We start from the raw sequence: 11630 nt of genomic DNA, 5'->3' as shown, positions 1-11630 counted from the left end.
ATGGGATCACGGGGCAGGCCGCTGCCCTCCAGCCATGGTGACGCACGACGGCCTCTGCGGCGGAAGTTTCACAGGGCCCGGCCTGGCACTGGTGAAACGCAGTGTGATGTACGACACTCTTCCTAGAACTTCGTTTTAGAACGGAGTTCTGGGGGGTTCCCACGTCCGCTGCACCACCGGGAGCACCGACCCGCGGAGGAGTAAGTCCATGGTGAAGGCCGTCACCCGCGAACGCCGCAAACTCGGATCACCACCGCAAGCCGGCATCACCGCGACCGATCCCAACCCGTTCGGGTGGGGGCCGTTCGTCGTGCTGTTCATCGTGGGCATGGTCGATCGCATCGAAGCCAACCTGATGTCCGGCGTCCTGCCCCTGGTGCAGGCCGAATGGGGCTTCAGCGACACGGCGGCCGGGTCCATCCCGACCGCCGCGGCGCTGGCCGCCGCCGCCGTGGCGCTGCCCGCCGGCTACCTCGCCGACCGCTACAGCCGTACCAGGATCATCGCGATCGTGGTCCTCTGCTGGGCCCTGGCCACGCTCGGCTCGGGCCTGGCGGCCGGGTTCGCCGTCTTCTACCTCTTCCGGGTCCTGCTCGCCGCCGCGGAGAACATCGACAACCCCGCCACAGGCAGCCTGCTCGCCGACTTCTACCCCGCCGCCACCCGCATGCAGGTGTACGGCTGGACCCGGATGACCACCTACCTCGGCGGCGTGGGCACCCTGCTCGGCGGCGTCATCGGCCAGGCCTTCGGCTGGCGGGCGGCCTTCCTGCTGATGGCGATCCCCGGCGCGCTGACCGCCGTCCTCGTCTGGCGGCTGCGCGAGCCGCAGCGCGGCCAGCTCGACAAGATCATGGCCGCCGCCGTACCCCGGCAGGCGCCCCCGCCCGGCACCATGGAGGCGCCGCCGGCGACCGGCCCCGCTCCCGGCGGCACCGCGAAGCCGCCCTTCTGGCCCCAGGTCCGTCAGGTCCTGGCCACCCGGACCCTGGTCCGCGTCGCCCTCGGCGTGATGATCCTCACCCTGGGCCTGGGCGGCGTCTACTTCTGGCTGCCGTCCCTCATGGTCCGCGGCTTCGGCATGGAGACCGGCGTCGCCAGCAGCATCAGCGGCGGCGTCACCATCGTGGGCGTGCTCACCGGCACCGTGCTCGGCTCCCACCTCGGCAAGCGGCTGCACGGCCGGGTCAGGGGCGGCCGGCTGCTGGTCGGCGGCGCCGGCATCACCGCCGGCTCGTCCCTGCTCGGCGTCGCCCTGCTGATGAGCTCCCCCGTGGCGATGGTGACCCTGCTGCTGCTCGCCGTCACGGTCTCCGCCACCGCGATCCCCACGTGCACGGCCTGCATCGCCGACGTCGTGGGGGCCAGGTCGAGGGGCGTCGGCTTCGCCGTCCTGCAGTTCCTGCTGACGGTCGGCGCCGCCTTCGGCCCCCTCGTCGTCGGCCTGACCTCCGACGCCACCGGGTCCCTCCTCGTCGCCATGTACGCGCTGATCGTGCCCATGGTGCTCGGCGGCCTGGTGGTGCTGACCTCCCGCGGCTCGTACGAGCGGGAGGCGGCCCGCGTCCTCGACGACGCCCGCGATGCCCCCTAGCTAGAGGCGGCGAAGGCCTGCGGCGCCGCCGTCACCGACGACGCCATGCTCTCCATGGCCCTGCACCTGCGCCAGCAGAACCTCAGCCTGCGCGACATCGCCGCACGCCTGGTCATCACAAGGGCAAGAAGAGAGGCCGTCATCCGTCCCCGGCCACCGTGGGCTGAATTTCAGTCTTGACCATCGTCTGGTTTATGGGACAACATGAATATGTCGCGATGAGAGAAGAGAAGTTCGCTTTCTTCTGCGATTTCGAATGGGACATCAGGGCTTTCGCTGGGGTCCTGCGACAACGCTTCAGCAGTTTCCACAAACCAGGTGACGCCGGCTACGGGCGCTGCTGCTGGAAACGGGAATGGCACCAAATCGCCGTTCTCGTGCAGGATCTCATATAGAGCGTCACCGACGCCGCCAACCACAGCTTCGGCCTCACTATATGTCGTGCCGGGATTTTCTCGCAGATAGGAGTTTCGGCCCTCCTCGACCAGTTCATCAAAGCTGCCGATGCGGTAGTCAATACGCGACAGGATTGACATGATCTTCTCATCCCCGTCATCGACGCTCGTTGGGCTATAACCTCCCACTGATGGCGTCGCATTAGATGATAGTGACAGCATATTCCGATCGAAGAGTAGCGTATGCGCTTCATTGCATCTTCGTAGTGCACCCGCAAGATTTTCTTGGGCACCAACCAGCGTCGACGAATTGGCCAGGCTCAGGTACTCCGTATGCTTCTCGATTTCACGCAAATACGCTTGGGCGGATGCAATTAGTTCTCGAGTTGCGGCGCATAGCCCGTCGATATCTTCACGTCTGTGAGCCCTTTTTTCAGATGCCATAGTGCTTTCCACTGTATGAGAGTCGAACGCACCCTGCTCTTACGCTTCATCAGGCACGTAAGAGCAGGGCTCTAGGTTATTAGCGGCGCGTCTTTTAGCGCGGCGTTTTAGTCCAGTGCCCGCCTCCGCCTCCGCCGCCGCCGCGGCCACCGCGGCCACCGCCACGACCGCTTCCCGGATTCACGCCATCAGCAGAAGCAGTTGGTCCCCTTCCGCTACTACCGTTCGTGGGCGGCCACCACCTGTAGTGAATGGTTCCAACTTTCCGCTTGCCGTCGTAGACATCGACATGGCAATGGCTGGTGCAATTACCTTGCGGCCGATACACGTAGCGCTTGCCGCCTTCTCGCTTTCCGTGCTGCGCTCTGGCAGCAGCCTCGGCCTCAGCCTTGCTGTTGAACCATATGGAGGTATTGCCACCACCATTTGCATTTGCTCCCCTGCCGCCGCCTCCGCCCTTATTCTTCGGGAGCCACGCCTGCCCCTTGCGGGCTGAGCTCAAGGGGTCATGTGCCTCGCCGAATACGCCCGGATATAGAGCACGCTCTTCCGCATCTATGACGTCCCAGAGGCCCTGTGCATCCCGGCCGGCGTCTGGCCCCACGGGTACGACGTCTATTCGGCGTGCTTCTTCTTCTGAGAAGCCTGGGTTCCATTCGATTTGCTGGAGCCAACTCGGGTCAACGATGACATCGCCGGCACCGACGCAGAAGCCCATTCGGGCGCACGTGTCATCGACCGAGCCACCGCCGCCGGGGCCAATGACCTTGCCGCCTCCCCATGTTTCGGAACTGCTGGAGCCGCCAGCGGGAATGGTGGCGTAGCCGCCGCTCGATCCGGAGCGGCCGTATCCAGAACTGTTGTATCCGGAGCCACCGCCCCCGGCGAGCGAGCCGCTATCGATGACGGTGTAGTGGCCGGTGGGGTCGGTGCCGGTGAGAGGGGAGGCGTTGGCATAGGTGTAACGGTTAGCCTGCACCGACGGCATCGGTTCCAGGGTCATAGAGTCGCGGCTGATGAAGGTGCCGGTGCCGGGCTGGTACCAGCGGGCGTGCATGTTGATCCTGCCGGTGTCCGGATCGGTGTATTCACCCTGATAGCCGAGGCCGGCTTTGGTGCCGGTCTGAGTAGTGATGGTGCCGAACGGGTCGTAGGCGGCAGAGCTCTGCAGGGTAGTGGTGTAAGTAGCCACCAGATCTCCGTGCAGGTCAGTCAGCGCCGCTGCTGCGGCGGTGCCTTCCTTCAGTCCGAGCAGGCCGCCGGTGAGGTCGCGGGCGTATCTAGCCTGGACGATGTCAGCACCGTCGGCAATGGCGGCCAGCTCGTTGCCGAGCCCGCTGTAGGCGAAGGTCTGCTTGGCAGTACCACGCGTGCGGCTGATCAAACGGTCGAGGGCGTCGTAGGTGTAGAGGCTGTCGCCGTCGGCGATGAGCCTGTCGAAAGCGTCGAAAGTGTAGTTCGTCGTGGCGCCCCCCTTGGTACTGGTGGCCAAGGCGCCGCGCGGGGTGTAGGTGTAGTTGGTGTCATCGCCGGAGGTCAGGCGGTTGCGCTCGTCATAGCTGAACGTTGCGCTGCCAGCTTTGGTGCGGTTTCCGGAGGCGTCCCATTCGTAGGCGGTGACGGCGCCGCTGGGGGAGGTCCAAGAGGTAAGCCGGCCGGCGTGGTCGTAGGCGTAGCTGTTGATACCCGCTCCGGCGGTGCCGGTCGCGGTCTTCGTGGTGAGGTTGTCATCCTTATCCCAGCCGTAGGCGGTCTTGGCGAGCTGGGTGCCGGAGCCGTTCTTCAATGTCTGGCCGGTGACCCGGTCCATGTTGTCGTAGTCGATGATCTGGGTGCTGGCCGTGCCGGTGGTGGCAGTGATGGTCTTGAGCCGACTGGCCGAGTCGTAGTCGTAGGTGAGGGTACGGCTGGTGACCGGGTCAGTGATGGTCTTCAGCCTGTTGGCGGCGTCGTAGGTGAAGGTGGCGGTGCCAGCGGCGTCGATGCGCTGAGTGGGATTGCCGGTGCCGTCGTAGCTGTAGGCGGTCTCCTGAGTGGTGCCGCGGGAGATTTTTAGGGGCAGTCCGCGGTCGTTGTAGTCGACTGTCAGGTCGCCGGCGGTGGTGCGGCGCCCGGCCAGGTCGTAGCCGTACGTGCTTTCGGCCGTCGTGGCGCCGCCACCCGCGCCGCTCTCCTTGGTTAGCCGGCCCAGCTTGTCGAAGGTGCGGTCAAGCCGCACCCCGCCGGGCTGAACGGTGGCCGTCTGGTTGCCGGCCGCGTCGTAGACGTGAGTCCAGGTGCGGTCGGCAGCGTCCGGGTGCGCCGTCGTGGATGGCTCAGTCACCGTTTCTACCAACCCGAGGCTGTTGTAGCTGGTCCAGGTGGCATTGCCGCGCGCGTCGGTGATCCGGGTGCGGGCGCCAGTGGCATCGTAACCGAAACTCGTGGTGATCGACTCGTCGGCTGAGATCGGCTCGACGAGCGAAGTGATTTGGCCTAGCGCGTCGAAGGTCTGCCGGGTGACATGGCCCTCTGGCGAGGTGGTGCTGATCTTGTTACCCGCGGCATCGTAGCCCATACCGTACGTGCGCAAGACCGCTTCGGTGTCGTCCAAGTCCTTGATCGCTGTCGTGCGGCCGGCCAAATCGTGTTCAGCGACGCTGGCGTTACCGTTCGCGTCGGTGGTCTTCACCAGACGCCCGGCCAGGTCGTACTCCATGGTTGTCGTGGCGTTGGGAGCGGTTGTCGGATCAGTCACCGTGATGATCTCACCGGCCGCGTTGACCTCGAAGCTGGTGGTCTTGGTGCTCGTGCCTGGGCCAGGGACGATCTGCTTGATCAGCCGACCGGCGTCGTCGTACTCCATCCTCGTGGTGTAGGCGGCGCTGGCGGGCTTGCGCTCGATCTGAGTGGCGGTGATCTGCCGACCCAGACCGTCGTAGAAAGCCGTGGCACGGGCGCCGGTCGGATCAACGGTGGCGACCTTCTCGCCGGCCATGTTGTACTCGCTCACCCACGTGCCGGGTGTCTGGCCGTCCGCAGGGGCGGGATCGGTGACTCGGACCTGCCGGCCGAGCTGGTCATGGTCATAGGTGGTGACGTTGTCGAGCGGGTCGGTCGTGCTGATCAGCTGACCGGCCTTGTCGTAGGCATGCTCGACGGTCGAGGTGAGCGCGCTGCCGCCGGGCGGCGTGTAGGCGGGCGCAGTGGTGCTGGTCAGCCGATCGGCCTTGTCGTAGGCCAAGGTGACGGTGCGGCCTTCGGCGTCGCGCTGATGGGTCTGGTTGTCCACCGTGTCGTAGCCGACCAGCGCCGTCGGGCGGGCCGGGGCGGCGGTGCCGTTCTTGTCCACCTGCACCTGCGGCGCCTTGCTCTCCACCAGCCGGTCCAGGATGTCATAGCGCATCGTGGTGGTGTAGTCGGCGGCGTTCGCGCCGTCGGCGTTGCCACGCGGGTCGGTGCTGGCGATGGGCAGGCCACGGTCGTCGTAGTCGGTGGTGGAGACGATGTCCTGGGCGCCGTTCTCGACGGTCTGCTTCGTCTGCTGGTTCAGCTTGTTGTAGGCGTAGCTGGTGGTCTCGGTGCGGTCGCCACCAGCGGCCGTGCGGATGGTCGTGGTGATGTTGCCGTTGGCGTCATAGCCGAACGCGGTGACGCGCGCCAGCCCGTCCGGGTTCTGGGCCGAGCGTGGGTCCAGCGTTTGCTTGATGAGCCGGCTGGCCTGGTCGTAGTTGAAGCTGGTGACGAGTGCTTCACCGTTCGCGCGGATGCCGTTGACCTGCACGGTCAGGTTGCCGGCCGCGTCGTACTCCTCGGCCTTGACCAGCACATCCCGGGGCGCGGCGGTGGGGCTGTTCAGCACGGCCCCGACCGCGATCTGTTCCTTGAGCCGGTTGTCCCACCAGTAGAAGTTCTTGAACGTGCGTCCCATCGCGACGTCCTTGATGATCTCAAGGCGTCCGCCGTTGTCGTAGGTGCGGGTCTCCAGCGGCACGTCCTTGGCCGGCTGCGGGTTGACCGGGCTGCCGGTCCAGCCCTTCAGCGTGCGCGTGTGCAGTTCGCCGCGTTCTGTGTAGGTCTGTTCGACGATGGTGCCGCGGGCGTCGGTGGTGCGGATGACCTGGCCGCGGTGGTTCCACTCTTGCCGCGCCACACCGCCCTCGGGATCGGTTACGGAGTCCTGGCGGCCGTGCGCGTCGTAGGTGAACGTGGTGGTGCGCTCCGGGTCGCCGCCGGTCAGGTCGGCGATCGTTTGCGTCAGCGGGTTGCCGTCCGGGTCGTAGGCGGTGCGGGTCTGCGCCGTGTGGGTGACGCCGCTGATCTCGTTCTTCACCCCCGGGGCGGTTCTGGAGACGAGGCGGTTCCAGCCGTCGTAGGCGAAGGTGGTCGTCGCCCCGTCCGGCACCGCATCCGAGATGCGGGTGCTGGCGATCATCCGGCCCAGCACGTCGTGCTCCAGCTTCGTGACGAGCCCTTCCGGGCTGGTCTGCTCGGCCAGGTCGCCGGCCGCGGTGTAGCGGTAGGTCCAGGTGTTGCCGCGGGCATCGGTTTTGCTCTTGGTCAGTCCGGCCGGGGTGGTGCCGCCGTCCACCGCCGGTTCGGTGCCGTCGGTGTAGGTGATGCTTTCCGAGCGGCCTTGCGGGAAGTCGCCCGTCGCCGGGGTGGTGATCTTGGTCTGCTCGCCGAAGCTGTTGTATTCGGTGGTGGTGGCGTGGGTGGGGTCGGTGTCGCTGGCTGAGCGGCCGTCCCGGTACGCGATCACCTGGTCGTTGCGCGGGTCGAACGGGTCGTTCTCGTTGACGTAGTACGTCCAGTGCTCGATCGCGCACTCGTTCGCTGTCCGGCAGTACTTGCGACCGATCGTGTTGCCCCGTTTGTCCTGGTAGATGTCGTTGGCGATGTTGTTGCGGTCGATCACCTTGGTCAGGAAGCCTGCCTGGTCGTACTCGTACCAGGTGGTGTACTCCTTCTGGTCGGTCACGCCACGGATGCGGTAGCCGCGCCGGGAGTCATACAGGTAACCCAGTGTGTCGTTGCCCGGGTCGGTCACCGTCACCTCGGCTTCGCCGGACTGCTGCTCGATCCCGACGGTGCCGATCTTCCAGGTGCCGCCGTCGGCGTCGGTGTGCGTGGCGATGCGGTCGGTCTTGTCGTCGTAGGTGTTGACCGCGTGCACCCGGCCGGACGGCAGCGTCACCTTGGTCAGCTTGTTCGGGGCCGCGGTGCGGGCGGCGTAGTGCCGCTGCACCTCGCTGCCGCTGAGCGGGCGGTCGTAGATGGCGACCTCGTCCACCAGGCCCGCGATCCCGCCGATCGTGGTGATGTACCGGTTCTCGGTGCCGATGATGGGCTGGGTGAGCGTGCCGACGACCGCGCCGTCCAGGTACAGGGTCTGCAGGTCGCCGGCGACGGTGAGCACCGCGTGGTGCCAGGCGCCGTCATTGACCGGACCAGCGGTGGTGATCGGGGTGGTGGTCGGCTGGTAGGAGCTGCGCAGTTTGCCGTCGGTGCCGACCGCGAACACCTCCTCCTTGGTGCCATTAGCCACGGTGCGGAGCGAGATGAGGGTGCCGGCGACGGTGGAGCTGGTCTTGAACCAGGCCTCCATGGTCGCCTGCTTGCCGATTCTCGGCACGATCCCCTCCGGGGGCCGCACCCCGGTGGTGGGGGTCAGCTCGACCGCGCCGTCCGTCGTGCCCGCCAGCGCGCCCGGCTGAGCGCGTTTGGCGGCGACGTCGTAGCTGGCATCGCCGGCGCCCCAGCCCAGGTCGACCGCGTTGCCGGAGGCCTCGCCGAGCCGCCAGTAGCCGAACGGGTCCGAGTCCAGCACGCTGCTGCGATACAGCGACCCGCTGCCGTAGTCATAGACGGTGCAGTTCGGCGCCGCCACCGGCGCGCACACCTGCACGAGCCGCCCCTGGTCATAGCCATAGGTCCAGGTCAGCGCCTTACCATCGACCGGGTCGCTGGACACAGACGAGACCTGGTCGCCCTGCCAGGTGAACGTCACCGACCGGCCACCGACCCCGGCCACCTTCGCCAGCTTCCCGCCTGCGTCGTAGGTCAGCTCGCTGCTGCGGCCCCGCTGGTCGGTCAGCTTCGTCAGCCGCCCGGCCGCGTTGAACAGATAGGTAGCGTTGATCTTGTCCCGCAGCCGCCAGGTGCCGCCGCTCTCCTCGGCCAGGGTGGCGTACATGCCGGGCGGCGGCTGGAACGTGCCATCCCCGTTCGAGGCGAACCGCACCTGCCGCCCATCAGGATAGGTGACCAGCGCCGAGGCGGACGCGCCGCGCACCTCCTTGACGACCTTCATGTCCCAGCGCGTGGACCAGCCCGCCCCGAACATGCCGTCCGTGCGCGGGTCCAGGCTGTTGTAGGTGCGCACCACCGACAGCGGCGGCCCCACCGTCACCACCTGCAAATCAGTCGAGGTCGTGGTGTAGTTGCCGGTCTGCTGGTTGAACTCCCGCCCCTCCACACCGGAGGAGGCCAGCTGCGAGGTCACCATCGGCTGGCGCACCCCGGTGAGGAACGTCAGCTTCGGCGAGGTGGTGGTAGAGCTGTCGTAGGAGTCCCGGACGGTGACCGTCCACCAGTACTGCTTGCCCCAGACCAGCTTCCCAGCCGCCGGAACGCTCCAGCTGTTGCCGTTGCCCGCCACATAGCCGGAGGTGGTGCAGCCGGTCGTCATGGCCTCGTTGTCGCAGAGCTTGAACGAGTAGGACACCTTGGAGATGGTGAAGTTGTTGCTCTGCCCCCAGGCCCGCAAGGTGGGAGTCAGCGTATCGACCAGATGCCCTTGTACCGGATACACGCTCGTCAGCGTAGGCACTGCCATGACCGCCCGATCAGCCGCCTCGGCCCGCAAAGTCCCCGCCGGCAGACTGGACTCATCGGACTCGAACGCTACATCAATCGTCCGGTCCTCCTGCGGCACTGCACCCTTCGGAGGCTTCACCTCCGACCGCCATCCGGCCGGAGACTCCGCCGCAGTAGAGCCCTTGCTCGCGAGCACCGCTGGCGGCAGCGTCGTAGCCGACTCCATCATTTGCTGCGGCACCGCAGATGGGGCACCGAGATCCGCAACAGCTGCCGCTGAAGTAGCAGCCGCGGCTGGCGAAGGCTGCAGCGCAAGCAGACCCGGCGCTAACCCGGCTAACGCAAGGATCACTCCAGTCGAACGACGCCATAACGAAAAACGGCGCATGCGCCATCACACTCCGAACCGTAAGGAGGGACACCAGCAGAGGAGTAGCCGTCACTCTCCGCCACGGCCCTCGTAGGTCGCGCGGCTCAGAGTCGATCTATTTCCAACGATCAAGGTAAGGAAATCCGACGTTCCGGGCAAGGTGCGTGTTTATCACAAAACGGACAATAGATCTTTCGGGTGCGTGACACTCCGTACATCCGTCGAATGATCATCTATCGGACACGCATAGCGAGCCGCCCAGATCACCCACCCACGCAACCCTCCTGCGGCTGTCATGCGGGACACCGCATGAACCCGGCAGAGAAAAGGCCACCTTGGGTCTCAGGACGCCACTGGGACGCCTCCACCGCCAGTAACTCCAATTCGGCCCACAGCCAGGCCCGCACACCCGCCGCAGCCGGCGCCCTCGCCCATCTCGTTGTGCCACTGCCAGCCATCCCCGCCTGTGCCCGGTCGTTTCACTCATCAGGGAGGAATCCGATCCATCGCGGCCAGGCTTCTGGAATCCTGAGCTGCCCCGGGTTGGTTGGAGGCTCCCAAGACTGGAAGGCTGGGAGTCGTGCCCGCACCGAGGAAGTACCCCCAAGAGCTGCGTGATCGCGCCGTCAAGATGGTGTTCGACCTGCGTGAGGAGACCGGAGGCAAGGCCGGGGCGATTGCCCGGGTGGCCGACCGGCTCGGCGTGCATCGCGAGGCGCTGCGCTCATGGGTACGGCAGGCGGAAGTAGATGAGGGAAAGCGTCCGGGCACCACGTCGAGCGACGCGCAGCGGATCGCCGAATTGGAGCGGGAGAATCGTGAGCTGCGCCGGGCCAACGAGATTCTGAAGGCGGCGTCCGCGTTTTTCGCCCGGGAACTCGACCCGAGACTGCCGCGCTGATCGAGTTCGTTGACCTGTATCGGGATCGGTTCGGTGTGGAACCGATCTGCGCGGTCCTGGAATTTGCCCCGTCCAGCTATCACGAAGCCAAGCGACGCGAACGTGAACCGTCGGCTCGGGCGTGCCGTGACGAGGAGTTGAAAGTCGAGGTCATGCGTGTGTGGGAAAATCCGGGCAGAAAGGTGTACGGGGCGCGCAAGGTCTGGCGTGAACTGAATCGTCAGGGAATCGTGGTGGCGCGGTGCACGGTCGAGCGGTTGATGCGTGAATTAGGTATCGAGGGTGCGTGCGCGCGCCGTAAGCGGCCCCGCACGACGTTGCCGGCCGGTGTGGAGCCGCCCGCTGACCTGCTGAAGCGGGACTTCGATGCGTTGGCGCCGAACCGTCGCTGGGTCGCCGACCTGACGTACGTGCCGACCGCGTCGGGATGGGTGTATACGGCATTCGTGATGGATTTGTATTCGCGGATGATTGTCGGCTGGGAGGTTGCCGATCATCTGCGGGCCGATCTGGCTTTGTCGGCGCTGGAAATGGCGATATGGTCGCGGCGTGAGAGCCTGGACGGCGATCTGGTGCATCATTCTGATCGGGGTGTGCAATATACGTCGATCTGCTATGGTGAGCGTCTGGCGGATATCGGCGCGGTGCGCTCGGTCGGCAGTAAAGGTGATTCTTACGACAACGCTGCCGCCGAGTCGCTGAACAGTCTGTACAAGAAAGAGCTCATCGACTTTCGCGGCGGCTGGCGCGGCGTCACCGACGTGATGCTGGAAACTATGGAATGGGTTTCCTGGTACAACGAGACGAGGCTCCACTCATTCTGTGGTAATATTCCGCCGAAGGAGTACGAGGACGCCTTCTATAAGACGCAGGGATCTACTACGTCATTCGCAAGTTCGCAGGAATCGTAGCCTCCAAGATTCCCGGGGCGGTCCATCCCCCGTAAGTTGGCATCGCCAGTCGTGGCATGCATCGGCATACGGTTGACCTGCGAGAACCTCAGTGAGTGTTTGAGATCGACGATCTTGCTTACTTGCAGACGATTTTGGCCTGTCGCCGAGCGGGGCCACCTCGCGTGAGGCGGCGGGTCATGCCGGCGATGGCAGCCCAGCGGATGATCGCCTCGGA

4 protein-coding genes are annotated in these 11630 nt (G+C 65.8%); 2 read left to right on the top strand and 2 right to left on the bottom strand.

From position 1 onward, the window contains the following. Positions 1 to 208 precede the first annotated feature (208 nt). A complete protein-coding gene (locus ACBJ32_RS49095) occupies positions 209 to 1594 on the top strand; it encodes an MFS transporter (protein WP_375132781.1) in 1386 nt (461 codons plus the stop codon). Positions 1595 to 1764: 170 nt separating this feature from the next. Here the strand turns inward: ACBJ32_RS49095 and ACBJ32_RS49090 are convergent, their stop codons facing one another. Both ACBJ32_RS49090 and ACBJ32_RS49085 read right to left on the bottom strand, forming a co-directional pair. Continuing rightward, positions 1765 to 2433, bottom strand: coding sequence for a hypothetical protein (locus ACBJ32_RS49090; RefSeq protein WP_375132780.1), 669 nt, complete (start codon positions 2431 to 2433; stop codon positions 1765 to 1767). A gap of 94 nt (positions 2434 to 2527) precedes the next feature. Further along, entirely contained in the window at positions 2528 to 9349 is a 6822-nt protein-coding gene (locus ACBJ32_RS49085; protein WP_375132779.1) for an RHS repeat-associated core domain-containing protein, read from the bottom strand. An 883-nt stretch (positions 9350 to 10232) separates the two neighbouring features. Between ACBJ32_RS49085 and ACBJ32_RS49080 the strand changes: the two genes are divergently transcribed. Next, positions 10233 to 11413, top strand: a protein-coding gene (locus tag ACBJ32_RS49080; RefSeq protein WP_375132986.1) for an IS3 family transposase whose coding sequence is annotated in 2 segments (ribosomal slippage) — positions 10233 to 10467 and positions 10467 to 11413 — 1182 coding nt in all. Because the reading frame shifts where the segments join, the coding sequence is not laid out codon by codon here. The last annotated feature ends 217 nt before the right edge of the window (positions 11414 to 11630 follow it).

The sequence above is a fragment of the Nonomuraea sp. GTA35 genome (genome assembly GCF_041950525.1).
GTDB lineage: Bacteria > Actinomycetota > Actinomycetes > Streptosporangiales > Streptosporangiaceae > Nonomuraea.
This window is presented reverse-complemented; position numbering and strand designations above follow the sequence as displayed.